The organism is Frondihabitans sp. PhB161 (assembly GCF_003814635.1).
In the GTDB taxonomy this organism is placed as follows: Bacteria; Actinomycetota; Actinomycetes; order Actinomycetales; family Microbacteriaceae; genus Frondihabitans.
Genome location: NZ_RKQW01000001.1, coordinates 1,136,638 through 1,163,633, shown reverse-complemented (window position 1 = coordinate 1,163,633; position 26,996 = coordinate 1,136,638). Strand labels below are relative to the sequence as shown.

The following is a 26,996-nucleotide window of genomic DNA, read 5'->3' as shown; positions in this document are numbered from 1 at the left end:
CTTCTGTGAGGCCGTCGCTAGAGCGCGGCGGCGGGTGCAGGGGTGGTGGTGCGGGCGAAGTGGTCGAGCAGCTCGGGCGAGAGCGCGGGAACGTCGAAGGGCTGCGAGCCGGAGCGGAGAGAACGGGCGGCCAAGGATCCTGCGGCCACCGCTGCGCGCGCAGCCACCGGTGACAGCGTGACCGGCTCCTCCCGCCCGACGAATGCCAAAAACTCGCGCATCGTGAGCACGTCGGCGTCTTCGTGACCGGTCGACACCCCTTCGATCGGGTACTCCACGTCGCCGGCGGTCTGCCATTCGGCTTCATGACGGCGGTTCCAGACCTTGACGACTCCCCCGGCCGTGTCGCCGACGTTCTCGAGACGACCCTCGGTGCCGATGACGGTGTAGTTGCGCCAGTAGTCGGGCGTGAAGTGGCACTGTTCGTAGCTGGCGAGCACGCCGTTCGACAGCGTCATCATCATCATCGACACGTCTTCGACGTCGACGACCGGGTTGAGACGGGTCTGAGTCAGGGGCGGCCAGCTGTCGTACGAGAACCAGTCGTGCACCGTCTCGCCCTCGTGGGTGTCGCGGTCGACGACGTCGCCGTAGACCACGAGGTCGCCCATGCCCACGACTCGAGTCGTGTAGGCGCCCGCGAGCAGGTGCACCACGTCAATGTCGTGGCTGGCCTTCTGCAGCAGCAGGGTGTTCGTCTTGCTCCGGTCGGCGTGCCAGTCTTTGAAGTAGTAGTCGCCGCCGTTGCCCACGAAATGCCGCACCCAGACGGTCTTGACCTCGCCGATCTCGCCGCGGGCGATGATGTCGTGCATGAGCCGGACGACGGCAGCGTGGCGGAAGTTGTGGCCCACGTAGAGCTTCGTGCCGGTCTCGTGAGCTGTGCGAAGCACCTCGTCGGCGTCTTCGACCGTGATGGCGAGAGGCTTCTCGAGATAGACCGCGATGCCCGCGCGGAGGAAGTCGATGGCGATCTCGGCATGCGTCCAGTCGGGTGTCGTCACGATCACGGCGTCGAGTTCAGCGTGCTCGATCAGGGCCGTGTGCGAGTCGAATACCTCGACCCCCGGTCCGAACTCGGGTGCGATGCGGCCGCGACCCTCGGGAGTCGTGTCGGCTGCGGCGACCAGGACGGCGTTCTCATCGGACGAGGCGACGTGGTGGGCGATATAGGCGCGCTGGCCGACGCCGACGAGGCCGACGCGCAGGGCGCCGGGGCCACGCGAGGCACCGCCCGGGGTGGCCGACTCGCGACTGGTGGTTTCGTGATTGGAAGTCACATTTTCTCCGCGTCTTTGCGTGAACATGATTCAAACATAGCCAAAACGATCATGAATTGACAATAAGAGTTCTCGTGACAGCACGAAAGCGAGAATTCCGTTTGATCGCGGTTGTTTACGAGACCGAAACACTCACGGGCCGGGCTGCACGCTTCTGCGGCCGTGGCTGTGGTGCTGGTGCTGGTGCTGAGCCGCTGCCAATGAGGAGCTGCCGGTCGCTGAGCCGACGCCGGTCCCGTCCGGAGGGCACATCACCCTGACGACGTTTTGCGCGGCATCAAATTTGATCGCGCGCAAAACACCTCTCGGGAGACGCCCCGCCCTGCCCGCTCGACCTCGCGCGCATCGGCCCGAGGCCGGACGCCCGGCGAGAGTGCCCAAGTCGGGGTCGGCAATCGATTCGGGCCCCCGTTTGGGCACTCTCGGCGACCCGGACAGGCAGGCAAGCAGGGAGACAGGCAGGGCGGCAGACTGCCGACCTACGAGGCGATGACGATCTCGACTCCCGCCGCGCCGAGACCCCGCTCGAGCTCGGCGGGCACGGGCCGGTCGGTGACCAGCACGTCGATCTGATCGAGCGGACAGATGCGCGCGAACGTCGTCTTCTCCATCTTCGTGGAGTCGGCGACGACGACGACCTTCTTCGCGACCTTGGCGAACTGCTGGCTCACATCGGCCTCGCCCTCGTGCAGGGTCGTCGCACCGAAGCGCACACTCAGCCCGTCGACGCCGAGGATCGCCACGTCGAGCGCCATCTCGGCCAGCGAGTTCGAGACCAGCGGGCCCACGAGCTCGTACGACTGACGCCGAGAAACCCCGCCCGTGACGACGATCTTGACGTGCGAGCGCACCGACAGCTCGTAGGCGATGTTGAGCGCATTCGTCACGATGGTGACGCCGAAGTCGCCGTCGGAGCGCACGAGCCGGTCGCTCCGGCCGAGCTCTCGGGCGACCTCGCTCGTCGTGGTGCCACCGTTCAGCCCCACCGAGTCGCTCACCGACACGAGCGCAGCAGCGGCCCGGGCAATGGTCATCTTCGCCTCGGCCTGCCGGGCGATCTTGTATTGGAGCGGCAGCTCGTAGCCACTGCCGAGCGACGACGCGCCGCCATGGGTCCGCGTGACGAGCCGCTGCTCGGCGAGCGTCGCCAGGTCGCGTCGCGCCGTCGCGGCCGAGATGCCGAGCGCCTCGCCGATCTGGGCGATCGTCACATTGCCGCGTTCCGAGACCAATTCGAGGAGCTCGTTCAAGCGCTGCTGCTGCGTCATGGGGCAATCCTAGGGTGGTGACGACTCGGATCCTTGATCGAATTTGACGTTTTTCTCTTGAATCACTCACAACCGATCTTCTAGGATGCTCATCAGCGCATGCCGCCGCTCAGCGTGATCGAAAGGACCCTCCATGACCGACACCTTCGTGGCCGAAGAACTGGCCTCCCAGCCCGAGACCTGGCGGAGGGCGGCCGCACTCGCCCCCGAGTTCGCCGACGCGCTGCCCCAGCCCGGAGAACGCGTCGCCGTCGTCGGCTGCGGCACGAGCTGGTTCATCGCGATGACGTATGCCGTGCTCCGGGAGCGTGCCGGCCTCGGTCTGACTGACGCCTTCGCCGGATCCGAGTATCCCGCCGGTCGCGAGTACGACCGGGTCGTCGCCATCTCGCGCTCGGGCACGACGACCGAGATCGTGCAGCTTCTAGCCGGGCTGTCCACCCAGAAGACCGTGCTGCTGACCGCGGTCGGAGACTCCCCCGCCGCCGCCGAGGCCGACCAGGTCATCGCGCTGCCCTTCGCCGACGAGCGGTCGGTCGTGCAGACGCGCTTCGCCACCACCGGGCTGGCGCTCCTTCGCGCCGGGCTCGGCGACGACATCGAGATGCTGGCGCGCCAGGCCGAGATCGCCCTCGACCTGCCCATCGACGATCTGCTCTCGGCCGAGCAGGTCACCTTCATCGGCACCGGGCCGGCGGTCGGCCTCACCTTCGAGGCGGCGCTCAAGACCCGCGAGGCCGCGCAGTTCTGGGCCGAGTCGTATCCGTCGATGGACTACCGTCACGGCCCGATCGCCATCGCTCAGCCCGGCCGACTCGTCTGGTCGCTCGACGAGGCTCCCGAGGGGCTCGTCGACGACGTCGAAGCCACCGGCGCCACCTTCGTGCATCACGATCTCGACCCACAGGCGGCCCTCGTCGTGGTGCACCGCTTCGCCGTCGCCCTCGCCGTCGCGCGCGGTCTCGACCCCGATCACCCCCGCTCGCTGACGCGCTCCGTCATACTCGCCTCGTGACTTCTGCCGACCTCGACCGCGACACCGCCCCCGCGGTCGTCGGCGTCGACGTCGGCGGCACCACGATCAAGGCGCGCCTGTTCGACGGCCCCGCCGAGGTCATCGGCGAGTGGCGCGTCGCCACTCCATCGGGTGATCTCGACGCGTCGGGCACCATCCGTGCCGTGGCCGAGATCGTCGACGCGGCCCGTCGGCTCCGGCCGGTGGCGGCCGTGGGGCTCGCCGTTCCCGGCGTGGTCGACGACGAAGCGGGCGTCGCGGTCGCCAGTGTCAATCTGGGCTGGCGCGACCTGCCGCTCCGCGACCTGCTCTCCTCCCAGATCGGGCTCCCGGTCGGATTCGGCCAAGACGTCCGGGCCGGCGCTCTCGCCGAGAGCACGACCGGCGCCGCCCGCGACGTCCCCGGCGGTATGGCGTTCGTGGCGATCGGCACCGGGCTCGCCAGCGCGTTCGTGCAGGGCGGCACCGCCCTCGTCTCGGGCGGGTGGGCCGGCGAGATCGGCCAGGTCGTGCTGCGGCACGGTGCCCTCGCGGGGCTGCGCGTCGAAGATGTTGCCTCGGCGGGTGGCCTGGCGCGACGGCTGGGTGCGGCGAACGCGCGCGAGGCGGCGGAGAGAGTGCGGGCCGCGGATCCTCGGGCCGTCGCGTTCTGGAACGACGCCGTCGAGGTGCTCGCCGACACTCTCTCGTGGATCGCGGCCGTCGCGGCTCCCGAGATGATCGTCGTGGGTGGCGGACTCGCCGAGGCGGGCGATCTGCTGTTCGATCCGCTGCGGAGAGCGCTCGAAGAACGCCTGGCGTTCTCGCGCCGGCCGACCCTCGCGCGTGCCGCGCACGGTGACGCCGCAGCCATCGTCGGGGCCGGCGTGCTCGCGCGGTCGGCGCTGCTCCAATGAGCGCCGGTCGCCTGCCCGGCGCCTCCCTCGACAGGCGGGAGCGCAGGATCCTGCGGCTCGACCGGGTCGTCACACCCACCTCGGTCTTCGCCCCCGGCTTCGTCGTCGTACTCGACGGCCTGATCGACTCCGTCGGCGCGGTCCTTCCGCCCGGGCTCGACGTCGCGGAGGTCGAGCACGTCGCCGGAACCGCCCTGCCGGGCTTCGTCGACCAGCACGTGCACGGCGCCCTTGGCATCGACTTCGGCTCGGCGACCGCGGCCGAGGCGCTTCGCGTCGTCGACTATCACGCCGCCCGGGGCTCGACGAGTCTGGTGGCCTCGGTGGCCACCGCTCCGCTGCCGGATCTCGAGCGGGCGCTCGATACGCTGGCTCCGCTCGTCGCGGTCGGCCACCTCGCCGGCATCCACCTCGAGGGGCCCTTCCTGTCGGCCGCTCGCCGTGGAGCGCACGATGCGTCGCTGCTGGTTCCGCCGACGGTCGAGGCGCTTTCCCGTCTGGTCGACGCCGCAGCGGGGTCGCTCCGCATGGTCACGCTCGCGCCCGAGCTGCCCGGTGGCCTGGACGCGGTCTCGTGGCTCGTCGAGCGCGGCATCACCGTCGCCCTCGGCCACTCCGACTGCGACGCCGCAACCGCGACCGCGGCCTTCGATCGGGGTGCGACCGTCGTCACCCACCTCTTCAACGGCATGCGGCCGCTGCACCACCGTGAGCCGGGGCTCGTGGGCGCAGCTCTCGACGACGACCGGGTCAGTGTCGAGCTGATTCTCGACGGCCACCACGTCGCGGGATCGGTGGCCGCGCTGGTGCGGCGCCTCGCTCCCGATCGCCTCGTGCTGGTCTCGGACGCGATGAGTGCGACCGGTCTGGGCGACGGATCCTATGCGATTGCCGGATCGGCGGTCACGGTGACCGACGGCGTCGCGATGCTGGCCGACGGGTCGTCGCTCGCGGGGAGCACCGCCACGGTCGGCGATGCGCTGGTGCGGCTGGCCGAGCTCAGCACCGCACGCTCGGCGGGGGCAGCGTCGGCGCCATTGATCCCGGTCGAGGCCGCAGCCGTGACGTCAGGTTCAGCGTCGAGGGGGCTCGGCCTGGAGCCGCCACTGTCGCCCGGCGCTCCCGCCGACCTCGTGATCGTGGACAACCAGACGTTCGGAGTCGAGAGGGTCGTGCGCCGAGGCACCTGGCTCTCCGTGCGCTGAGTCTTCGCGATCTCAGCGACAGCGATCTGCCGACGTCACCGGTGCCGCGACGTCGTCCCGAGGAAAACCCGAGGCGGGATCAGGCCGCCTCGGGCGCTCGATTCTGGAACCACTGCACCAGCTGCCGAACAGCGGGCTGGTCGGCAGCGCCGAGGGCGCCCCGACCGATGTCGTCGAAGGTCGAACGGTAGCCGGGAATCGATTCGGCGAGCTCGTCGGTCACGGCCTCGTAGCCCATCGACCACGACGGGAAGCGACGTTCGGCCACCTCGTCTTCGACGAGCACTGCCACGTCGCCGTGTCGCGGATCGGCGGTGATGATCGCCAGGCGATCCCGCACGACCTCGTCAGGCCCCTCGAGGACCTGCAGGAACAGGCCGTCGCGGTAGAGCAGAAAACCGGTCAGACCGAGCCGGCGGTTGTTCGACCGGCTGTTCATCAGCAGCGTCGCCAGGTCGGAATCGTCGAAGGACCCCTTGGCGGCACTCGTGTAGACCACTGACAACATGACAGCTCCTGTTCGTTACGACCAGCCTGGACGAACCGGGCAGGGCCGGCCAGCCCCAGGACAGGGGGCGACCAGACGGGAATAGAGAGACCGGACCGGCAGGATCCCGCGCTCCCGTCAGCCCACGGGAAGCCGAGTGGCGAGATACGGCGCCGTCCGGCTCCCCGAAGCGGCCGCGACATCGGCGGGCGTGCCCGACGCCACGACGAGACCGCCCTCGTCGCCTCCCGCGGGGCCCATGTCGATCACATGGTCGGCCGCCGCGACGACGCCCATGGAGTGCTCGACCAGCACGACGGTGTTGCCCGCGTCGACCAGTCGGTTCAGCTGGACGACGAGCAGCTCGACGTCGGCCGGGTGCAGGCCGGTGGTCGGCTCGTCGAGCAGGTACAGCGTGTGCCCTGGCCGCGCGCGCTGCAACTCGGTCGCGAGCTTGATGCGCTGCGCCTCACCACCCGACAGCTGCGGTGCCGGCTGCCCCAGCCGGAGGTAGCCGAGCCCGACCTGGCGGAGCGTCTCGAGGCCGCGGTGGGCGGCGGGGATCGCGCTGAGGAACGGCGCTGCCTCCTCGACCGTCATCGCGAGCACGTCGGCGATCGAGGCTCCGTTCCAGAGCACCTCGAGAGTCTCGGGCGCGTAGCGGGTGCCGTGGCACTCGGGGCACGGAGCCCAGCTGCCCGGCAGAAAGAGCAGCTCGACCGAGACCGAGCCCTCACCCTGGCAGACCTCGCAGCGACCGCCGGCCACGTTGAACGAGAAGCGCCCGGCCGACCAGCCGCGAGCCCTCGCCTCGTCGGTGTCGGCGAAGGCTCCGCGCACGGCGTCGAAGAGGCCGGTGTAGGTGGCGAGGTTCGAGCGGGGCGTGCGGCCGATCGGCTTCTGGTCGACCTGCACGACGCGGTCGACGAGAGGATGCTCGGTCGCGTGCTCGGCAAGGACGTGCCCGACGAGCGTGGACTTGCCGGATCCTGAGACTCCCGTCACGGCCGTCATCACGCCGAGCGGCACGTCGACGTCGAGAGCCCGCAGATTGTTGCGCGTGACCCCGCGGAGTTCGAGTGTCGCCGCCGGCCGCCGGGTCTCGGTGTCTGCGGCCACAGGCGAAGGATCCAGGAACCGCCGCGTAACCGACGTCTCGATGCCCGCAAGCCCCTCGACCGGCCCGCTGTAGAGCACCTCGCCGCCGCCTGCCCCCGCTCCGGGGCCGACGTCGACGATCCAGTCGGCGCGGCGCACGATGTCCATGTCGTGCTCGACGACGAACACGCTGTTGCCGCTCGCGCGCAGGCCGTCCAAGACCTCGATGAGCGACTCGGAGTCGGCGGGGTGCAGCCCGGCGCTCGGCTCGTCGAGCACATAGACGACACCGAACAGGCCCGAGCGCAGCTGGGTGGCGATGCGGAGTCGCTGCATCTCGCCCGGCGACAGGGTGGGTGTCGCCCGGTCGAGACTGAGGTAGCCGAGGCCCAGGTCGGTGAGCACCTCGACGCGGGCGAGCAGGTCGCGCGAGATCGTGACGGCCACCTCGGTGCGTTCTCCAGAGGACGCACGGGACGTGGCGGCACCGGCGTGCTCCAGCGTCGCGATGGGTCGGAGAACGTCGGCGAGAGCGGCGAGGGGAAGCCGGTTGAGCTCGGCGATCGTGGTTCCGCCGACCGTGACGAGCAGGGCGGCCCGGGTCAGACCGCTCCCTCCGCAGAGCGAGCAGGGCCCCGACTCGACGAACTGCAGCATCTTGGTGCGCTGGGTTTCGCTCTGCGAGTCGGCGAGGGTGTGCATCACGAACTGTCGAGCGCTCCAGAAACGCCCCTTGTAGGGCTTGGCGACACGGTCGCGCTGGGGCTGAACCTCGACGACGGGCTGCTCGTCGGTGAAGAGCAGCCAGTCGCGGTCGGCACGGGAGAGCTCGCGCCAGGGCCGGTCGATGTCGTAGCCGAGCACGGCCGTGACATCGCGGAGGTTCTTGCCCTGCCAGGCTCCGGGCCAGGCGGCGATCGCCCCGTCGCGGATGCTCAGCGTGTCGTCGCGCACGGCCGACGCCTCGGTGACCTCGTGCGCGATGCCGAGACCGTGACAGCGGGGGCACGCGCCGGCGACGGTATTGGGCGAGAACGAGTCGGACTCGAGGCGCGTCGCCCCGTCGGGGTAGCTTCCGGCGCGCGAGTAGAGCATCCGCACCGAGTTAGAGAGCGTCGTCAGCGTGCCGACGGTCGAGCGCGAACTCGGCGCGCCCCTCCGCTGCTGCAGGGCGACGGCCGGCGGCAGTCCGGTGATCGACTCGACGTGCGGGGTCGACCCCTGCGCGATGAGCCGGCGCGCATAAGGCGCCACCGACTCGAGGAATCGGCGTTGGGCTTCGGCGAAGATCGTGCCGAATGCGAGCGACGACTTGCCGGATCCTGACACCCCCGTGAAGGCGACGAGACGGTCGCGCGGCACATCGACGTCCACGTCACGGAGGTTGTTCTCGCGGGCGCCGCGGACCCGAATAAATCCGTCGCGGGCGGATTCGTCGGGCAGGCGGGTCAGACGAGGATCCGGCGCGGCCCCGCTCGAAGTCGGGTGAGGGGCGCTGGGAGGGAGTGCAGGCATCCAGTCGATGGTAGACGCCGTGGTTCGCCTCTGCGCAGGGAGGCCCTTCGCCGCTAGTCGCGGGCTGCTGCGGCGTCGATTGCGGTGGCCGCGTGGAGGAGGCAGTCGATGAGGCCCTGGTCGAACACGCAGGGCGACGTCTTGACGACGTCTTCGATGGCCGCGTTGTAGGTGCCTGCGATCGACTCGAACGCCTCTTCGCCCCGGAAGGTGAGGGTCAGCAGCTGGCTGCGGCGATCGGTCGGGTGGGCGATTCGCTCGACGTGGCCGGCGCGGTCGAGCCGGTCGACGAGAGCAGTGATGGCGCCGGTGGAGAGGTCGAGCTCGGCGCTCAGGGCCTTGGGCGTGCACTCTTCGGTGCTGCCGATGAGGAAGATGGCCGTGAGCTCGCTCGTCGAGAACCCGAGGTCGTGGGCGAGACGGTGGCGGATGCGCCGGTGGGCCCCGTCGATCTCGGTGAGGGCGGCAGAGAGTGCTGTCACTGCCTCGACGATCTCGGCCGGATCGGTCGGAGCAGGTTTCGGTGTCTTGATGGTGGTGCTGGTGTGTGAGGTCATCCGTGGTCTCTTTGTTGTCGTGATGGGCCATCCGTGGCCGCACCTCAGGGTATGGATCTGAGTGGGTCGGAGGTAAGACCCCCTAAAAGGGGACTTGGCTCACTCATCAAACTATCTCATAGTTGAGCTAACGCACCGGTGAATGTCCTGGCAATCAACTAACCAGCTGTTCGAGATTGCCACTCATCGTGCAGGTGCCTCATTTTTCTACTCAGTGTCCCACCCACTTTCAGGAGCAAGCCCGTGTCGAACCCCACCCCCGTCAAGGCCAAGCGCATTCGCTTCGCCCCCATCGCCATCGCGACCGGCGTCCTCGCCGCGGTCCTCCTCTCGGTCACCATGACGGGCACCCTGTCGGGCTTCGCCGCGCAGATCACCAACTCGAACAACACCGCCGCCACCGGCGCCCTGACCATGCAGGAGCAGAACTCCGGCGCGACGGTCACCTGCACCTCGACCGACGGCGGCTCGGTCTCGAACAACACCGCCACCTGCGCCACGATCAACAAGTTCGGCGGCTCGACCACGATGATCCCCGGCCAGACGGTCACCACGCCCGTCACCATCAAGAACACCGGCACCGTCGCCGCGAGCACCTTCACCCTCACCCCCGGCGCCACCTGCGCCCAGTCGAACTCGGGCGCTGCCAACGGCACCGCCACCGACCTCTGCGCGAAGCTCTCCGTCGTCATCACCAACACCACCGCGAACACGGTCGTCTACTCGGGCACGCTCGCCGCTCTCGCCGGCTCGTCGGCCTACACCCTCCCCGCCGTCGCCGCCGGTGGCACCACCGGCTTCAGCTTCGCCGTGACCCTCGCCTCCTCCGCCGGCAACACGTACCAGGGCCTGCAGGCATCGCTGCCCCTCGTCTGGAACTACGCCAGCTAGTCGCACCCCCACCGAATACCGGGGGCCGCCGAATCGGCCCCCACCCCGCCGCCGGGCGGGAACCCCAGCCCCCGCTGGAGTTCCCGCCCACAGCCCTGGAGATCATCGTGACTGACATCCGCGACACCACCCCGACCGAGACGCCCCTCGCGCCGGCCGCGGTCCGTGCCGACGACGTCGTCACCCTCGACGCTCAGCACATCGATCTCGACAGCCTCACACCGCGCCCCCGACGCACCGTGATCGCGAGCATCGCTCTGATCGTCGTCACCGCGCTCGGCGTCGCACTGATCGCAGCAGCGTTGCTGTTCCACCTCCAGGGCGGCAGCTGGTTCATAGTCAAGACCCCGTCGATGGGAACCGCGGCTCCGGTCGGCACCCTCGTCCTCACCACCCCCACGACCACCGACGACCTCCACGTGGGCGACGTCATCGCGTTCCACCCGCCGACCTCACCCACCGAGACCTACACGCACCGCGTGGTCGGGATCGGCACGACCGGGCTCATCTCGACCCGGGGCGACATCAACGGCGCCACGGATCCTTGGCAGCTGACCGACTCGAACCTCGTCGGCAAAGCGACCACCGTGCTGCCCGGGCTCGGCTGGCTCATCCGCGGACTGCCCATCGTGCTCCTCGGCCTGATCACCGTGTGGCTGCTCACCGCCCGGGTGAAGATCGCGACCCGCAAGGTCTCGTACCGCATCACCGGCGTCTCGCTCGTCGTCTCGGTCACCGCGTTCATCCTGAAGCCGTTCACCGGAGTGGTCGTCGAGCAGGTCACCACGACCGGCGGTCACCCGGGCGCGATCGTCGTCTCGACCGGCCTGCTGCCGATCCGCGTCCAGGCAGTTCACGGCACCCATGCCGACCTCGCCACCGGCCAGGTGGGGCACCTCACCGTTCCGGCCTCGGCGCACCAAGACTTCTACAGCCTCTCGACAGCCCTGCACCTCGGCTTCTGGGGATGGGTCGTCTTCGGTTTCATCTGCCTGCTGCCGTTACTCTGGACCATGATCGTCGGACTCCCCCCGAAGCAGGACGAGGTCGTCGCATGACGAACCGCATCGCCCGCCGCCTTCGGGCCCTCCGGCGTATCCACGTTCTGGCCGGGCTCGCAGTCATCGCCCTTGTCGCCGTCTGCATCACCGCCGAGAGCGTGCCCTCGTCGACCGCCGGGTACTTCGCCAAGGTCACGAACAGCACGAACACCTCCGCGACGGCCCCGTACTTCAAGTGCACCGACGCCGAATCGGCCGACAAGGCGAACGCGCTGTTCCAGTACTACCTCAACGAGGCATCGGGATCGACTACCGCTGTCGACAGCGACGGCAAGGCGGCCAACGGCACCTACCAGGGCACTATGACCTCGAGCACCGCGACGCCGATCGCGTGCTCGCGCGACACCGGCGGCGCGTATGTGCTGAACGGCACATCGAGCTTCGTCTCGACCGCCTCGTCGGTCGCCAACCCGACCACCTTCAGCGAAGAGGTCTGGTTCAAGACCACCGTCGCCGGTGGGCTGCTCATCGGATTCGGCAGCAATCAGGTCACCGCCTCCGGCCAGCACGATCGCCAGATCTACCTGAACACGTCGGGGCAGCTCGTCTTCGGTGCCTACAACGGCGCCACCCAGGTGGTCACCTCGACCAAGGCCTACAACGACGGCAAGTGGCACCACGTCGCCGCGACCCTGTCAGCCGCGACCGGAATGCGCCTCTACGCCGACGGTGGGCTCGTCGCCTCGAACGCCTCGTACACCGCCGCCGAGAACTACACCGGCTACTTCCGTGTCGGCTACGACACGACAAGCGGCTGGCCGGGCACGGCGACCAACTACTATTTCACCGGATCCATGCGTTACGCGGCCGTGTACAGCACGGTCCTCACCGCCCAGCAGGTCTCCAACCACTACGCCGCCGGTCAATAACCTCCCGTCGCGGCAGAATCCGGATCAGGACGACATGACCGACTCCGCTCCCTCCCCCACTCCCGAATCTGTCGACCCAGACCAAGCGGGGCTCATCGGGCTTCTCGGTGCCTTCCAGCACCTGCAGTCGCAGAACCTCCGAATGAGCTCGCATCTGTCGCAGGTGCTCTCGCTCGGCTCGACCGATCTGCGCGTGCTCGTCTACCTGTTCAGTACCGAGAACGTCTCTCCACGCGACCTGGCCGCAGTGCTCGGCCACACCACCGGCTCGATCACGGCCCTGATCGATCGCCTCGAGAAAGCCAGCGACGTCGAGCGCCGCCCGCATCCCACCGATCGCCGGAGTCAGCTCCTTCACCTCACCGACAAGGGCCGCGCCGCCGTCAGTCAAGTGATTGACGTCTACAGCACGGCTTTCGACGGCGTCTTCTCGGGCGCCGAGCTCCGCGCCGCCACACGAACGCTCATCGCTCTCGGCGATGCCCTCGTGCAGTCGCTTCCGGAGCAGACGGAGTAGCTCACCGAAGCGGGAGCGTCACCACCATCGTCAGGCCCCCTCCCGGGGTGTCCTCGACCTCGAGGGTGCCACCCATGCCCTCGGTGAAGCCCTTCGACAGGGCCAGCCCCAGCCCGAGACCCGTCGTGTTGTCGGTGTCGCCGAGCCGCTGGAACGGCACGAAGATGTCTTCGCGACGATCGGGGCTGACCCCGGGTCCGCGGTCGGCGATACGGATCTGCAGCGTGCCGGCGAAGCTGCTGGCCGAGACGTGCACCCTCCCGCCCGGCGCGTCGTAGCGCAGGGCGTTGTCGAGCAGGTTGACGACGACGCGCTGCAACAGGACGGGATCGGCCACGACCGGAGGCAGGTTCTGCTCCATGCCCAGATCGACCTCGTCGGGGCCGATGCCGAGCTCGTCGAAGGCCCCGAGAATCACGTCGTCGACGTCGACGTCGACGAGCGACACCGCGAGGGCTCCGGCCTGGACCCGGCTCACATCGAGCAGGTTCGTCACGAGGGTCGCGAGAGAGTCGAGGCTCTCCGCCGCGGTGGCGAGCAGTTCTTCTCGATCGACGTCGCTGAGGGTGACGCCGGGCGTCTGCAGCCCGCCGATGGCCGCCGTCGCCGAGGCCAGCGGTCGGCGGAGGTCGTGGCCGACCGCGGCCAGGAGGGCGGAACGCACCTGGTCGACCTGGGCGAGCGGCTTGACGGCGTCGGCCGTCGCGCTGAGGGCGTTGTGCTCGAGTGCCGCGTCGACCTGGGCGGCGATCACCTTGAGCAGGCGGCGCTCGCTGGCGGCCAGGTCGGGCCCGCGCAGTTCGAGCGTGCCATGCTCGCCGACTTCGATGCGGGTGACGTGGTCGCCGTCCTTCGGATCGCCGGTGCAGTAGAGGGTCTCGGCGCCCGAGGTGACCTGCACGCTCGTGAGGTGGAACACCTCCCGCGTGCGGGTGATCAGGGCCTGCAGGGCATCCTGTCCGCGGAGCACGCTCCCGGCGATCGTGGCGAGGAGCTCCGACTCGGCGAGCGCGCGGGCCGCCGATCGGGAGCGGCGCGCGGCCTGGTCGACGACGTAGCTCACCAGCAGGGCGTTGATCACGTAGAGGGCGAGGGCGAGCAGATGGAAAGGCCGTGCGATCGTGACGCTGTGGAACGGTTCGACGAAGAAGAAGTCGAGAGTGAAGCCCGAGAGGACGGCTGCGAAGAGGGCCGGCCAGATGCCGCCGACCAGCGCGACCACGACGACCAGCAGCTGGAAGACGAGCACGTCGCTGGTGAGGGTCTCGTCGGTGCGGAAGGTCACAAGGATCCAGGTGACGAGCGGTCCGAGGGCCAGCGCCAGGGCACTGCCCACGAGGCGGCGCTTCAGCGTCAGCGCGCCGCCGACCCGGGGCAGCGTGAAGTGGCCGCCCGCTTTCGAGTGGGTCACGATGTGCACGTCGATCACGCCGGATTCGCGGATGACGGTCGCGCCGATTCCGGGCCCGGTGAGGGCGGCCGCGATCCGCGAGCGGCGGCTCACGCCGAGCACGAGCTGCGTTGCATTCATCGCCTTCGCGAAGTCGACCAGGGCCCGGGGCACGTCGTCGCCGACCACCTGGTGGTAGCTGCCGCCGAGCTTCTCCGTCAGCGAGCGCTGACTGGCGAGGGCGCCTGGGAACGTCTCGGCCAGGCCGTCCTGCCTGCTGACGTGCACCACGAGCAGGTCACCGCCGGCGGCGCGGGCCGCGATCCGAGCGCCCCTCCGAATGAGCGTCTCGCCCTCCGGCCCGCCCGTCAAAGCGACGACGACCCGCTCGCGGGCCTCCCACTTGCTGTCGATGCCGTGCTCGGACCGGTAGGCCTTCAGTGCGGAATCGACCTCGTCGGCGAGCCAGAGCAGGGCCAGTTCGCGGAGCGCTGTCAGGTTGCCGAGCCGGAAGTAGTTCGACAGCGCGGCGTCGATCCGTGCCGCCGGGTAGACGTTGCCCTCGGCCAGGCGGTCTCGGAGCGCCTGCGGGGCCAGGTCGACGACCTCGATCTGGTCGGCACCTCGGAGCACCTGGTCGGGGATCGTCTCGCGCTGCGGCGCCCCGGTGATCTGCTCCACGACGTCGCTGAGCGACTCGATGTGCTGCACGTTCACGGTGGAGATGACGTCGATGCCCGCCTCGAGAAGGGCGTCGACGTCTTGCCAGCGCTTCTCGTTGCGGCTTCCCGGAGCATTGGTGTGGGCGAGCTCATCGACGAGGGCGACCTGTGGGTGCCGCTCGAGCACGGCGTCGAGGTCCATCTCGGTCAGCTCGACACCCCGGTGCTCGGTGATGGTGCGCGGGATCACCGGCAGCCCCTCGAGCTGGGCGGCGGTGGCGGTGCGGCCGTGGGTCTCGACGACCGCCACCTCCACCGTCTTGCCCTCGTCACGGAGGCGCGCGCCCTCCTCGAGCATCGTGTAGGTCTTGCCGACGCCGGGGGCGGCGCCGAGCAGCACTCGGAGCCGCCCGCGTTTCATCTGATCTAGCCTTTCAGCCCGGCGAGCGCGACGTTCAACTGGAGCACGTTGACCGTCTTCTCGCCGAGGTAGCCGGCGTCGCGGTTCTGGATCATCGACTCGACGAGCGCGCGGACCTTCGTGACCGGGAGGTCACGCACCTCGGCGATCCGGTCGACCTGCAGCAGCGCGTAGGCCGGGCTGATGTGCGGGTCGAGCCCCGATCCGGAGGCCGTCACCGCGTCGGCGGGCACGCTCGAGGCGGGCACGTCGTTCTCTGTGGCGATGGCGGCCTTGCGCTCCTTGACAGCGGCGATGAGGTCGTCGTTCTCGGGGCCGTAGTTGCTGAAGCTCGACGCGGTGGCGTCGTAGCCGTCGCCGGCGGCCGAGGGGCGCGACTGGAACCACTCCGGCAGAGCGTTCCCCTTCTTATCAGTGAAGCTCTGGCCGATGAGAGCGGAGCCGACGACATCGCCGTCGACCTTCACGACGGAGCCGTTGGACTGAGCGGGGGCAACGAGCTGCCCCACGCCGGTGATGACTGCGGTGTAGGCGACTCCGAGCACGATCGTGAAGACGATCATCGCGCGGATGGCCACCCAGTACTGGCGGGCGAGTGTGCGGGTGTTCATGATTCTTCCTTTCCAGTACGAGGGCTAGAAGCCCGGGAGGAGCGAGACGACGAGGTCGATGATCTTGATGCCGATGAACGGCGCGACGATGCCGCCGACCCCGTAGACCAGGATGTTGCGGTTCAGGATCGCCGAGGCCGAGGCGGCCCGGTACTTGACGCCGCGCAGAGCCAGGGGGATCAGGATCACGATGATGATCGCGTTGAAGACGATCGCCGACAGGATGGCCGACGCCGGCGAGTGCAGCTGCATGATGTTGAGCAGCCCGAGCCCCGGGAAGATCCCGGCGAACATCGCGGGGATGATCGCGAAGTACTTCGCGACGTCGTTCGCGATCGAGAACGTCGTGAGCGCGCCCCGCGTGATGAGCAGCTGCTTGCCGATGCGCACGATGTCGATGAGCTTCGTCGGGTCGGAGTCGAGGTCGACCATGTTGCCGGCCTCCTTCGCGGCCGAAGTGCCCGTGTTCATCGCCACTCCGACATCGGCCTGAGCGAGCGCGGGGGCGTCGTTGGTTCCGTCACCCGTCATCGCGACGAGGTTGCCGCCCTCCTGCTCGCGACGGATCAAGGCGAGCTTGTCTTCAGGCGTGGCCTCGGCGAGGAAGTCGTCGACCCCGGCCTCGGCGGCGATCGCCTTGGCGGTCAGCGGGTTGTCGCCGGTGATCATCACGGTGCGGATTCCCATGGTGCGGAGCTCGGCGAACCGCTCCGCCAGACCCGTTTTGACGACGTCCTTCAGGTAGACGACCCCGAGGATCCTTCCGCTCCCGTTCGCGGCGCGGGTCGCGACGACGAGGGGCGTGCCTCCGGCGTTCGACACGGCCTCGATCGAGGTGTCGAGTGCGTGGCGCTCGCCCACCGCGAGCGACGTGCCGTCTTCGATCCAGGCGATCACCATTCCGCCGGCCCCCTTGCGGATCTGCGAGCCGTCGGGCAGGTCGAGACCCGACATGCGGGTCTGCGCGGTGAAGGGCACGATGTCGCCGGCGACGCTCTCGGCGCGGACGTAGCCGAGCGTGACGGCGAGATCGACGATCGACTTGCCCTCGGGCGTCGGGTCGCTGAGCGACGACGTCGCAGCGGCCTCGACCAGCTCGTTCACCGCGACGCCGTCCATCGGCAGGAACTCGGCCGCTTGACGGTTGCCGTAGGTGATCGTTCCGGTCTTGTCGAGCAGCAGTGTCGTCACGTCGCCGGCCGCTTCGACGGCGCGTCCCGACATGGCGAGCACGTTGCGCTGCACCAGGCGGTCCATGCCGGCGATACCGATGGCGCTGAGCAGCGCGCCGATGGTGGTCGGGATGAGGCAGACGAGCAGGGCGATGAGCACCGGGATCGACACGGCCGCGTTCGAGTACGACGCGATCGGGTTGAGAGCCAGGCAGACGACGACGAACACGATCGAGAGCGACGCGAGCAAGATGTTGAGCGCGATCTCGTTCGGGGTCTTCTGACGCGACGCGCCCTCGACGAGGCGGATCATCCGGTCGACGAAGGTCTCGCCGGGCTTCGACGTGATGGTCACGACGATGCGGTCCGACAGCACCCGGGTGCCGCCGGTGACGGCGCTGCGGTCGCCGCCCGACTCGCGGATGACGGGGGCCGACTCTCCGGTGATCGCCGACTCGTCGACGCTCGCGATGCCCCAGACGATGTCACCGTCGCCGGGGATCAGCTCACCGGCCGTGACCACGACGGTGTCGCCGAGCGTGAGATCGGCTGACGACACCGACGAGAGCGTCGCGCTCTCGGCTGCGGCGTCGGCGGCCGCATCGTAGGAGTCGACACGGTTCGCCGTCGTGCTGGTGCGCGTCTTGCGCAGGCTCTCGGCCTGCGCCTTGCCGCGGCCCTCGGCGACCGACTCGGCGAGGTTCGCGAAGACGACCGTGAGCCAGAGCCACACGGCGATGGCCCAGGTGAAGGATCCGGGCACGGTCGATCCGCCGGACGTGCCGGCCCCGCCCGTGAACGGCTGCGCGATCGCCAGGATCGTCGTGTAGGCCGCGCCGATCTCGACGAGGAACATGACCGGGTTGTGCCACATCTCGCGCGGGTCGAGCTTCTTGAAGGCGCCGGGAAGAGCCTCGACGAGCTGCGCGCCGGAGAAGGCGCCCTTCTTCGTCGCGGTGGGCGCGGGATCCTCGTCCGTGCGGTGTTCGGTGATGGTGGACATGCGTTACTTCAGCCCTTCAGCGAGCGGGCCCAGTGCGAGCACCGGGAAGTAGGTGAGTGCGGTCACGATGACGGACACCCCGATCAGGAGGCCGACGAACTGCGGCCGGTGCGTGGGCAGGGTGCCGGCGGTCGCGGGCACCTTGTCTTGGGCAGCGAGCGAGCCGGCGAGTGCCAGCACGAACACCATCGGCAGGAACCGGCCGAGCAGCATGGCGACGCCGAGGGCCGTGTTCATCCACGGAGTGTTCGCCGTGATGCCGGCGAAGGCGGAGCCGTTGTTGTTGGCCGCGCTGGTGAAGGCGTAGAGCACCTCGGTGAAGCCGTGGAGGCCGGGGTTCCAGATCGAGACCTTCTCGACGTTGTCGCGGATCGCGGGGATCGCGAAGCTCAGCGCCGTTCCGGTGAGCACCAGGGTCGGGGTGATCAGGATGTAGATCGAGGCGAGCTTGATCTCGCGCGGCCCGATCTTCTTGCCGAGGTACTCGGGGGTGCGGCCGACCAGCAGGCCGGCGATGAACACCGTGATGATCGCGAGCACGAGCATGCCGTAGAGGCCCGACCCGGTTCCGCCGGGCGAGATCTCGCCGAGCATCATGTTGAGCAGCGCCATCATGCCGCCGAGCGAGGTGAACGAGTCGTGGGCCGAGTTGACGGCTCCCGTCGAGGTCGACGTCGACGTGGTGGCGAACAGGGTGGAACCCCAGATGCCGAAGCGGTCCTCTTTGCCCTCCATCGCCCCTCCGGCGAGACGGGTCGCGGTGCCGGCGCCGTTCAGCTCGAACCAGGTCATGGCGGCGAGCGAGGCGGCGTAGATCGCACCCATCACGGCGACGATGGCGTAGCCCTGACGGACATCGCCGACCATCTTGCCGAAGGTGCGCGGGAGCGAGAACGGGATGATGAGCATCAGCACGATCTCGAACAGGTTGGTCCAGGCCGTCGGGTTCTCGAACGGGTGCGCCGAGTTGACGTTGTAGAAGCCGCCGCCGTTCGTGCCGAGCTCCTTGATCGCCTCCTGCGAGGCGACCGGTCCGCCCGGAATTGACGCCGAACCGCCGGTGAGAGTCGTCATGCTCTCGAAGCCGTTGAAGTTCTGAATGACGCCGCCGATGATCAACACGACCGCGGCGATGATCGCGCCGGGCAGCAGGAGGCGGGTGATACCGCGCGTCAGGTCGACCCAGAAGTTGCCGAGAGTGCCGCTCTTGATCCGGGCGAGGCCGCGGATCAGCGCGACCGCGACCGCGATGCCGACAGCCGCCGACACGAAGTTCTGCACGACGAGGCCGCCGAGCTGCACGGCGTACCCGAGTGTGACGTCGGGGCTGTACGACTGCCAGTTCGTGTTCGTGACGAACGAGACGGCCGTGTTGAAGGCGAGGCCCTGCGGCACGGCGGGGAAGCCCAGCGAATAGGGCAGGATCTCTTGGATCCGCTGGATGACGTAGACGAAGAAGACGCCGACGACAGAGAAGATCAGGACCCCGCGAAGGTAGGCCCGCCACGTCTGCTCGGAAGCCGAGTCGACGCCGATGAGGCGGTAGAAGCCGCGCTCGATCTTCCAGTTGTTCTTGGTCGTGTAGATCCAGGCCATGTAGTCGCCGACCGGGCGGTGGAGCACCGCGAGGATCACGACGAGCGTCAGGATGGTGAGGAGCCCCGAAACGGTGCTGGTCATCAGAAGCGCTCCGGTTTCACGAGCGCGTAGACCAGGTACACGAGAGCGGCCACGGCCAGGACGGCCGCAATGACGTTGAAGACGATCACAGCTTCTCCACACCCCTCGCAACGAGGGCGACGACCGCAAAGACGGCAATCACGACGGCTATGTAGACGATGTCGAGCACTACAACTCCAACCGGAGACGAACGGGCGAGACCCCGATCGGGGCCCGATGCCCCCGAGGGGCACAGCAGGTCAGTAGATACCCGCCGCGCGCTCCCGCCGGCCGTCCTAACGACATCCCTACGCCGGGGCCTCGTTCCCTAACGGACTCCTAACGCCCGCGTCGTTTCGTGCCTCCCGACGCGCGAGACTCCAGTAGTTGCTGATCGTGCCGCTGCGGATACGCATCTACTGGAGTCTCGCCGGTGAGCCCTCTGGCAGCTGGCTTTGATCGCAACGGCACCGGGTGACTCCCGCGGAGGCGTCGTCAACCTCGTAGTGGGCGCAAGGCCACCCGAAGGGCAGCAGAGGAGAGAGCGCCGGCGCTCCGTCGCCGGCTCCACTAGCAATGGTGTGGGCCATTCCGGTCGGGCCATACTGTGAGGGTGACTCGAAACCAGGCCAAGTTCTACGTCCTCTGCGCGCTCGTGATGCTGGTCTCGGGCCTTGGAATCGTCACCACAGGTCACCCTTCCGGCTGGGTTCTCGCCGTACTCGGAGCGGTGAACACCACCCTTGGACTCCTGAATCTTCGTAAGTCCAAGCGGCCGTTGTCGTAGCCCCGGGAGGAGCGCGAGGGGCTCCCCATCATCCCTTCACCGCCGCTGCACGCTGTCTCGACAGAACTGCAGATTTTCGATCCTTCCGACCTGCCGGTTCTAAAAGGCGATGCGTCAGGAGTGCAAGGAGGCTCAAGAAGTGGCTGACTAGGGAGCGCCTGGGGCCGATACCCTCCCTGAATGAGCTTCCAGAATTGGGTCGAACTCGCCGGCCGTTGTATCGACGCTGCCGGTGTAGCCGCCGTCGTCGTCGGCACCTTTGCCGCAACCGTATACGCGATCGTCCGCTTCATTCGTCGGCAGCGCCCCATTTACAGGCCCTACCGACAGTTTTTGGGCCGATCCATCCTCCTCGGATTAGAGCTCCTCGTGGCCGCGGACATCATCCGAACCGTCGCGGTCACCCCCACTCTGGAATCTGTTGCAGTACTAGCCGTTATCGTCCTCATCCGGACCTTCCTCAGTTTCTCCCTCGAGCTGGAAATAACGGGACGATGGCCCTGGCAGAAGCAATCTGCGGCGTCTGCCGGGGAGACCGAGCCAACTGACTCCTAGCGAGGCTGGCCGCTGATACCGCGCTGCACCCGATCCAGTTGCTCGACAATGGCGGGGAGCAACACCGCAACGGCGGCATCCGTGACCTCGTCCACTTGGTCGGGAACGAGTCGGCCGGTGCTGGCAAGTGAGCTGATCCCCTCGAGCATGCCGGCGAGCAGGAACGGAAGTGGGCCAGGACGGCCCTCGCCGTCTTCACCGAGCATGGCGGCGCCCCGCGCGAAGAACCTGCTTGCCGCACTAGCCGCAGGCGAGTCCACCGCGCGTGGGCTGCCTGCGAACATCAGCTCCATCAGAGGGCCGTTGTCTAGTGCGAAGTGAACATGTGCGTGCGCATAATCGCGCAACTGAGCGGCAAAGTCGTCTTGCCCTTCCGCGGCGCTGAGTGCCACCGAGAGTTCCTCGAACCCTTCGGCCGCGATCGCGTCCAACAGTGCGTCGCGGTCAGCGAAGTGTCGAAGGGGTGCGCTGTGGCTGACCCCGGCTCGCTTGGCAAGCCCTCGGATCGTGACCGCGTTGGGCCCCTCCTCCATCAACAGCTGCCGGCCCTCGGCGAGGAGGACCTCGCGAAGCGAACCGTGGTGATAAGGCGTGGACACAGCTCGATCTTACCTCGATGTAGACGTTGACAACAATGTGTGCGGCGTCTACATTGACGGTTATGACGAACTCACCTTCCGCCGCCGGTATGGCTGGCCGCACCATCATCATCACCGGGGCAACCAGCGGCATCGGACGAGCCACAGCGTCGGCCGTCGCCGCCCGAGGCGCCCGAGTGATCCTCGCAGTCCGGAACACCGACAAGGGTCGCCGGGTCGCAGCAGACCTTCCCGGCCTCGTTGGCTCCCACCTCGTGCGCGAACTCGATCTGGCCGACCTGGCCTCGGTGCGCCGCTTCGCTGACGAGACGAGCGAGCAGATCGACGTGCTGGTCAACAACGCCGGCGTGTCCGAATCGACGCTGCGCCGCACCAAGGACGGCTTCGAAAGCCAATTCGGCACCAACCACCTCGGGCACTTCCTTCTGACAACCCGGCTCCTCCCCCAGATCACCTCCCGCGTCGTGACCGTGTCGTCCCAAGCGGAGCGAATGGGCAAGCTCAACCTGGACGACCTCAACTGGCGCAGCCGTCCGTATGCCGGCGGCCGTGCCTACGCCGATTCGAAGTTGGCCAACCTGATGTTCACCCTCGAGCTCGATCGCCAACTGCGCGCAGCCGACTCACCCATCAGGGCTCTAGCAGCGCACCCCGGGCTCGTCGTGACACCGATTTACGACGGCCCGGCCGACAAGAAACCGGGATTGTGGGATCGCCTGCTGCCCATTCTCGGCCAAGGCCCCGAGCAGGGCGCCCTCCCGGTTCTCTATGCCATTACAGAGGAACTGCCGGGTGGCACCTTCACCGGGCCGGAGCACCTGTTCCACATGCGCGGCGGCGCCCAGGTGATCAAGGCCTCCGCCGCCGCAAGGAGCACGACCCTTCAGGCCGGCCTGTGGTCAGCCTCCGAGGACCTGACCCGGATGCCACCAACACGATGACCGCGGGCGCCCTCCACCAGTTCACAACCTTCGCCCCGGTACTCCTTCGACTGCGGGAACAACGCTGATGCCGTCCTCCGCCTGGACGAGCGTCCTTACCCTCGACCCCGAACGTGACTATGTCGCCATGGCCACGCGCTTTGAGGTGCGCAGCCGGCGCCACCTGGTCGCCATCATCGTCTCGACGCAGGAGCTCTGGCAGGCGCTGCCAACGACGGTCGGGCTGGCCGGCTACCGATTCGCGGTCTCACCGCTGCAGGGGACGCTTTCCACCCTGACAGCCTGGCGCGACCGTTCGACCCTCGAGATGTTCGTGCGAGGACCACTGCACGCTGCCCTCGTCACTGGCACCCGCGATCTCATGAAAGCAAGTTCGTTCGCTGACTGGGTCTCCCCTGGCGCTCATCTGCCTCCAACGTGGAAAACCGCAAATGAGCGACTCGACGCCAAGTGAAGGGCCCGCGAACCGCCACACATGCGGATCCTTCCCATTTCCGGCGAATCCTCCGAAGGGCGGCGCAACTGCGCCGGCCACACCGCATGCTCTGCCATTGAGGACAAGGATCTCGCCGAAGCGGCCGTGGGCACTGGTCACCGGAAGCAGGATGAACACGTACCCACTGAGGCACAGGTATCGCACTCTAGTTTCGGCATGCTGATGGTGACTACGTCGCTCTCCGCCTCGAGCTCACGGCATGCCAACGAGAACGCGTTGAGGCGCCCCTACTCTCGCCGGGCCCTCGGCGCTAGGTGGGCACTGCGCGTTGCGGTCTCCCGGACTGTCTACCTTGTCGAGATGGACGATAATGCGGCCCCGGGGCGATAGTCCAGGACTCTGCTGGACTATCGGCTCATCGTCCCGCCACGCCTGCGCGAAGGAGCGCATAAAGAACAGGCTGGATGCCGAGAACCCCGTTATGGCGGGGATCAGAGACGACGATGCCTGAAACTGCCCATGCAGAGCCGCGACGTCGAGTCGAGACGGCAGACTGCTCACCGCATGCCGGAACCCGGCTCTCACTCCCCCATGCCTGCGTGAAGCATGCCCTGCCATGTGTCGCGCTCCCGGCGGAGTTGGTCGCTGTCAGGCTCCCCCGATCAGGGCCGCTATGTCGTCTTCGAGGAGGGGCGTGCGCCAGGGTGCGCGCCGAGCAGCGGGAGGAGGGCGGCGATGGTCGGGGCCATGTCGTCCCGATCGTCGTGCTCGAAGATCTCGTCCAGCTGTCCGTCGAGGTCTGCGGCGCTCATCGGGCGAGTGTGGCACGGTGGGAGCGGATCCTGTGGACGCCGCCGAGAGGGAGATGCGATGAGCCAGCAGTTCGTGTTCTGGAGAACGAGCGAGCAGCTCGACGCTCGCGCCGTGTACGAGGCCCTGATGGAGGGCGAGCCGGTCGCGGGGCTCGATCTGCTCGACCTCGCCGCGGCGGAGCAGGCGCTTATCGGGGCGTTCTCGGACTGGACGGTCGAGGCCCGTCGCGCCGACGGCGGCGAACAGACCATACTCTTCTCGCCGGACCAGCGCGCCAGCATCGATGCCGGCTACTCGCCCGAGAGCGTCACCGTGAGCTGCTCATGGATGTCTGGAGAGCAGTACAACCTGGTCATCCAGGCGATGGCGACGCTGCAGCTCCCGCTCTACGACCCGCAGATCGACGAGCGGTTCGACTCCGTGCCGATCTGACCACGGCTGCCTTACAGTGACGGCATGTTCCTAGGTCTGGCCTACATCGAGTACGACAACGACGTCCACGAGTGGCGGTTGTTCTCGCCGAACCGGGACAAGATGGCCCCTCTGCCGCGCGGGTGGCAAAGCGTTCACAACGACAAGGACGCCGAGCACGTCAACATGACGTTGATGTCGTGGGGCTGTCCTCACTGCTGCGGACTGGGAGCAGGACCGCGCTCAGTGGGTCATGCCCGTCCAGCGGCGCGAGCGCGACTAGCTCCAAGCCGATCAGCAGTCGCGCTAGCTCACTCGATGGCGGCGGCGTCGTCCTCGTGCAGGAGTGTGTGCCAGTCGGTGCGCTCCCACCCACCGTCCGGGCTCCAGTGCAGGGCACCTCTTCGGGAGGGAGCTGGTAAGCCAGAGGTGGGTGATCCCCGATGGGAGCTTCGGGTCGGAGACTTCGTGAGCTGGCTCGTGCCGGTCTGCGGTTCGCTCCTCGCCGCGGCGCGCGCCGATATCGGCCCCTTGGACGACGAGGCGGCCCTGGATGGGACAACCTCCCCAAGGGCGTCGGCAACCCCCGCATCAGCGCCGCGAGCGACACGGTCCACAACGCTGATCGACTCGTACAGGCCCTTATATCCGGGGCACTCACCCCCACCCATCACGGCTCGAAGGCCCCGGTAGCCCATAGGCCGCCGGACGGTCGAGGCATAACGAAGCTGACGACTCGCTGGCCGTGGTTACGCAGGCCTACGTCCGGCGCGGCAAAGGTGGCCTCCTTTTCCTTCCGGTCGAGGTGCGACCCGGCCTAGGTCGTCGAATCCGCTGTCGAAACCGCGGTCGGCTAGCCCTGCAAGTAACCGGTAGATGAGTCGACCTCACCAAGGAAGCCGTGGATAAGAGCGGTGACATATTCGTCCATTAGCAGCACTACCAGCTTTGCGGTTCGATCTTCAGCACTCGCGCCGCCAGCTAAGTTGCCGCCGACCCCTTAGCCGGGGTCCCGTCCGGTCAGCCAAGTCAGTTGGTACGACGACCCGCACACCAGCAAGAGCCCGACTCCGATGCACGCTACGTCGCTTCGGGCCGGGGGCGTCGCACTTGCCAGATGAGGGAAACCTCGCCCGGGAATGGACCGGGCGGCGCCACGGTCAGGTCGATTCAAGGCGCCACCCAGCACCCTCATGGTGCCCCAAAACACCTGCCTAGCCCCAAGCTGGGCAGGCAGGTGTTCCGGTCAGCTAACGCGACGGCGGCGAGAGCCGATGACCACGAGCGCAGCGCCGAGGACGACGACGCCGGCAGCGATACCGACGGCGGGAGCCGAGTTCGTGCCGGTATAGGCGAGCTCGGTGTCGAGCAAACCGGAGTCAGCGGCGGCTACGGCGACAGGAGTCGCCGAGCCAGCGGCGGCGCTAACGCCGGCGACAGGAGCCGACGAGCCAGCGGGGCTGGTCTGCGGAGCGGGAGACGCCGACGGGGCCGAAGCAGCTGGAGAAACCGGGACGGCCGTGCCGGATCCTGCGCCTCCCGCGGAGGACTGCATATTTGATGCCGAGGCCGCTTTATTCGACGAGACGGAGCCGACGACCGTTGTGATGTTCGCGAGATTTTTGAACGTGGCCGGCTCGGAGGCGGATCCAGTCGCTGCAGCGAGGCTGACGGAGACGAACGCTTCAAAGTGATGGAGGTCGACCTGCGGGCCCCAGCGGACGGTCAAACTGGTCGGGGTGCAATTCTGTGAGGTCGGCGTCGCGGGAGTCTCCGAGAGGTAGTTATACGACGCGTCGGTGGCGACGTTCGCGAACCGGAGCGTCGCGCAGTCGAACGTCCACTTCTCGGCTGCGGGGACCACATCGGTGACGACCGAGGAATCGAACGGGCCGTCGGCGGTTTTAATGTGATAGGTCAAGAAATCGGTCGGATTGGTGCGACCCTCGTCCGAGCGGGTAAAGATGCCGTACTTGTTAGCGTTCGCGCGGTTGCCGATGGCACCAGTGGGGGTGACCTCCGAGGTGAACGACCTACCGAAGCTCGTGGTCGAGGTGAAGGGCACTGTCGTACCCGCCGGCACCTCGGAGTTGTTGAAGTTCGACTTGACGAACGCGGTGCCGCAGATGTCGAGGTGCGTCGCGGCATACGAGGTCATGGTGAAGGTGATGACGGCAGGAGTTGTCTCCGACAACGCCGCGGTCGCGACGACCGCATTCGTCTTCGGATCATTGAGACTAAAGCCGGTCGGGAGGTCAGTCAGGTACTGGCTGAGCGTGAGAGTGAACTTGTCGCCATCCTGGGTTGAGTTGGGAACACAGAAGTCGATGGTGGTGGTCAGCTGGCTGTACTGATCAGGGTCAGCCGGAGTGACCGTGACATTAGTGATCGGATCAGAAACGATGGCGGCCTGAGCAGCCTGTGTAGCACCGAAAGTCAGCATTGCGGCAGCGGCAACGGTGGCGAAAATCGAAAGATTCTTTCGCCACCCGAGCACCGACGAAGACGCTCTCTTAGCGCTAGGGCGGAACGACAAAGAAGACCGAATGGCCATAGATGTTTCCATTTCAGAAAGGTGAGAATGCGACACCGGTTTCGGGTCGGTGCGGCGATACTCGAGTCTCCATTGCCAGGAGTGACAGCTTTCGGGACGGCCGGCTGGTGGGAAGATTTCGGTTTTTCCCCACCTCGGGTAATTCAGCGGCGACGCTCAACCTCAAGATAAATAAAGCCTACGCGTCCGCCATATTGCCGACACCCAAACAGGGGACACGCGTCGGCATTTGGTCTCACTTTTTCTCGGATTGCCCAGCGACTAGAGGTGGTGGAGGAGATTTCGCATTTGGGTATTCCGAACATGTCCGCATCAATCCCACG

General features: G+C 67.7%; 25 protein-coding genes. 12 read left to right on the top strand and 13 right to left on the bottom strand.

Going from position 1 to position 26,996, the window contains the following annotated elements; translation table 11 throughout:
* Nucleotides 1-17: 17 nt before the first annotated feature.
* Together EDF39_RS05645 and EDF39_RS05640 are read right to left on the bottom strand one after the other, a co-directional pair.
* Nucleotides 18-1,280 carry a Gfo/Idh/MocA family protein gene (locus tag EDF39_RS05645; RefSeq protein ID WP_233572979.1) on the bottom strand — a complete coding sequence of 421 codons (1,263 nt, stop codon included), beginning with the start codon at nt 1,278-1,280 and terminating at the stop codon, nt 18-20.
* 479 nt (nt 1,281-1,759) lie between these two features.
* Complete coding sequence (locus EDF39_RS05640) at nt 1,760-2,548, bottom strand: DeoR/GlpR family DNA-binding transcription regulator (RefSeq protein ID WP_055960567.1); 789 nt, start codon at nt 2,546-2,548, stop codon at nt 1,760-1,762.
* Nucleotides 2,549-2,681: 133 nt separating this feature from the next.
* On the opposite strand from EDF39_RS05640, the gene EDF39_RS05635 reads away from it, so the two are divergent.
* From EDF39_RS05635 to nagA, 3 genes are read left to right on the top strand one after another with little or no spacing between them, the layout of a single operon-like run.
* Nucleotides 2,682-3,563, top strand: a complete 882-nt coding sequence (locus tag EDF39_RS05635; protein ID WP_123941207.1) for an SIS domain-containing protein — start codon at nt 2,682-2,684, stop codon at nt 3,561-3,563.
* Nucleotides 3,560-4,459, top strand: a complete 900-nt coding sequence (locus EDF39_RS05630; RefSeq protein ID WP_123941205.1) for an ROK family protein — start codon at nt 3,560-3,562, stop codon at nt 4,457-4,459. The genes EDF39_RS05635 and EDF39_RS05630 overlap by 4 nt, the downstream gene beginning before the upstream one ends.
* Complete coding sequence (nagA, locus tag EDF39_RS05625; protein WP_123941203.1) at nt 4,456-5,664, top strand: N-acetylglucosamine-6-phosphate deacetylase; 1,209 nt, start codon at nt 4,456-4,458, stop codon at nt 5,662-5,664. The genes EDF39_RS05630 and nagA overlap by 4 nt, the downstream gene beginning before the upstream one ends.
* A 79-nt stretch (nt 5,665-5,743) precedes the next feature.
* Here nagA and EDF39_RS05620 read toward each other — a convergent pair whose 3' ends face one another.
* From EDF39_RS05620 to EDF39_RS05610, 3 genes are all read right to left on the bottom strand, one after another.
* Entirely contained in the window at nt 5,744-6,172 is a 429-nt protein-coding gene (locus tag EDF39_RS05620) for a BLUF domain-containing protein (RefSeq protein ID WP_123941201.1), read from the bottom strand.
* Between the two features lie 117 nt (nt 6,173-6,289).
* Nucleotides 6,290-8,764, bottom strand: coding sequence for an excinuclease ABC subunit UvrA (locus EDF39_RS05615; RefSeq protein WP_123941199.1), 2,475 nt, complete (start codon nt 8,762-8,764; stop codon nt 6,290-6,292).
* A gap of 53 nt (nt 8,765-8,817) precedes the next feature.
* Nucleotides 8,818-9,321 carry a MarR family winged helix-turn-helix transcriptional regulator gene (locus EDF39_RS05610; RefSeq protein WP_123941197.1) on the bottom strand — a complete coding sequence of 168 codons (504 nt, stop codon included), beginning with the start codon at nt 9,319-9,321 and terminating at the stop codon, nt 8,818-8,820.
* A gap of 243 nt (nt 9,322-9,564) precedes the next feature.
* On the opposite strand from EDF39_RS05610, the gene EDF39_RS05605 reads away from it, so the two are divergent.
* From EDF39_RS05605 to EDF39_RS05590, 4 genes are all read left to right on the top strand, one after another.
* Nucleotides 9,565-10,212 carry a hypothetical protein gene (locus tag EDF39_RS05605; protein WP_123941195.1) on the top strand — a complete coding sequence of 216 codons (648 nt, stop codon included), beginning with the start codon at nt 9,565-9,567 and terminating at the stop codon, nt 10,210-10,212.
* Between the two features lie 107 nt (nt 10,213-10,319).
* Nucleotides 10,320-11,270: a signal peptidase I gene (locus EDF39_RS05600; protein WP_123941193.1), complete on the top strand. Its 951-nt coding sequence runs from the start codon at nt 10,320-10,322 to the stop codon at nt 11,268-11,270.
* Entirely contained in the window at nt 11,267-12,142 is an 876-nt protein-coding gene (locus EDF39_RS05595; RefSeq protein ID WP_123941191.1) for a LamG domain-containing protein, read from the top strand. The genes EDF39_RS05600 and EDF39_RS05595 overlap by 4 nt, the downstream gene beginning before the upstream one ends.
* A 34-nt stretch (nt 12,143-12,176) precedes the next feature.
* A complete protein-coding gene (locus EDF39_RS05590; RefSeq protein ID WP_123941189.1) occupies nt 12,177-12,659 on the top strand; it encodes a MarR family winged helix-turn-helix transcriptional regulator in 483 nt (160 codons plus the stop codon).
* 1 nt (nt 12,660) lies between these two features.
* Here the strand turns inward: EDF39_RS05590 and EDF39_RS05585 are convergent, their stop codons facing one another.
* From EDF39_RS05585 to kdpF, 5 genes are read right to left on the bottom strand one after another with little or no spacing between them, the layout of a single operon-like run.
* Nucleotides 12,661-15,132 carry an ATP-binding protein gene (locus EDF39_RS05585; protein ID WP_123941187.1) on the bottom strand — a complete coding sequence of 824 codons (2,472 nt, stop codon included), beginning with the start codon at nt 15,130-15,132 and terminating at the stop codon, nt 12,661-12,663.
* 5 nt (nt 15,133-15,137) lie between these two features.
* Nucleotides 15,138-15,743: a potassium-transporting ATPase subunit KdpC gene (gene kdpC / locus EDF39_RS05580; protein ID WP_123941185.1), complete on the bottom strand. Its 606-nt coding sequence runs from the start codon at nt 15,741-15,743 to the stop codon at nt 15,138-15,140.
* A gap of 24 nt (nt 15,744-15,767) precedes the next feature.
* Nucleotides 15,768-17,918: a potassium-transporting ATPase subunit KdpB gene (gene kdpB, locus EDF39_RS05575; RefSeq protein WP_123941183.1), complete on the bottom strand. Its 2,151-nt coding sequence runs from the start codon at nt 17,916-17,918 to the stop codon at nt 15,768-15,770.
* 3 nt (nt 17,919-17,921) lie between these two features.
* A complete protein-coding gene (gene kdpA, locus EDF39_RS05570) occupies nt 17,922-19,598 on the bottom strand; it encodes a potassium-transporting ATPase subunit KdpA (RefSeq protein WP_123941181.1) in 1,677 nt (558 codons plus the stop codon).
* Nucleotides 19,598-19,687 (bottom strand): K(+)-transporting ATPase subunit F, encoded by a 90-nt coding sequence (gene kdpF, locus EDF39_RS05565; protein ID WP_123941179.1) that lies wholly within the window; start codon nt 19,685-19,687, stop codon nt 19,598-19,600. Before kdpF ends, kdpA begins: the two co-directional genes overlap by 1 nt.
* Nucleotides 19,688-20,190: 503 nt before the next feature.
* On the opposite strand from kdpF, the gene EDF39_RS17465 reads away from it, so the two are divergent.
* Both EDF39_RS17465 and EDF39_RS05560 read left to right on the top strand, forming a co-directional pair.
* Nucleotides 20,191-20,364 (top strand): hypothetical protein, encoded by a 174-nt coding sequence (locus EDF39_RS17465; protein ID WP_158613165.1) that lies wholly within the window; start codon nt 20,191-20,193, stop codon nt 20,362-20,364.
* A gap of 180 nt (nt 20,365-20,544) precedes the next feature.
* Entirely contained in the window at nt 20,545-20,919 is a 375-nt protein-coding gene (locus EDF39_RS05560) for a DUF1622 domain-containing protein (protein ID WP_123941177.1), read from the top strand.
* Here EDF39_RS05560 and EDF39_RS05555 read toward each other — a convergent pair.
* The gene (locus EDF39_RS05555; RefSeq protein WP_123941175.1) at nt 20,916-21,518 is read right to left on the bottom strand and encodes a TetR/AcrR family transcriptional regulator; all 603 of its coding nucleotides are present in this window, start codon (nt 21,516-21,518) and stop codon (nt 20,916-20,918) included. The two genes, EDF39_RS05560 and EDF39_RS05555, sit on opposite strands and share 4 nt — an antisense overlap.
* A 35-nt stretch (nt 21,519-21,553) precedes the next feature.
* On the opposite strand from EDF39_RS05555, the gene EDF39_RS05550 reads away from it, so the two are divergent.
* Complete coding sequence (locus EDF39_RS05550) at nt 21,554-22,459, top strand: oxidoreductase (protein ID WP_370275159.1); 906 nt, start codon at nt 21,554-21,556, stop codon at nt 22,457-22,459.
* Between the two features lie 127 nt (nt 22,460-22,586).
* Nucleotides 22,587-22,913 (top strand): hypothetical protein, encoded by a 327-nt coding sequence (locus EDF39_RS05545; RefSeq protein WP_123941171.1) that lies wholly within the window; start codon nt 22,587-22,589, stop codon nt 22,911-22,913.
* A gap of 653 nt (nt 22,914-23,566) precedes the next feature.
* Here EDF39_RS05545 and EDF39_RS17460 read toward each other — a convergent pair.
* A complete protein-coding gene (locus EDF39_RS17460) occupies nt 23,567-23,707 on the bottom strand; it encodes a hypothetical protein (protein WP_158613164.1) in 141 nt (46 codons plus the stop codon).
* Between the two features lie 58 nt (nt 23,708-23,765).
* Between EDF39_RS17460 and EDF39_RS05540 the strand changes: the two genes are divergently transcribed.
* A complete protein-coding gene (locus tag EDF39_RS05540; protein ID WP_123941169.1) occupies nt 23,766-24,140 on the top strand; it encodes a hypothetical protein in 375 nt (124 codons plus the stop codon).
* A gap of 1,225 nt (nt 24,141-25,365) precedes the next feature.
* Here the strand turns inward: EDF39_RS05540 and EDF39_RS05535 are convergent.
* Nucleotides 25,366-26,562: an Ig-like domain-containing protein gene (locus EDF39_RS05535; protein ID WP_123941167.1), complete on the bottom strand. Its 1,197-nt coding sequence runs from the start codon at nt 26,560-26,562 to the stop codon at nt 25,366-25,368.
* Nucleotides 26,563-26,996: the final 434 nt, after the last annotated feature.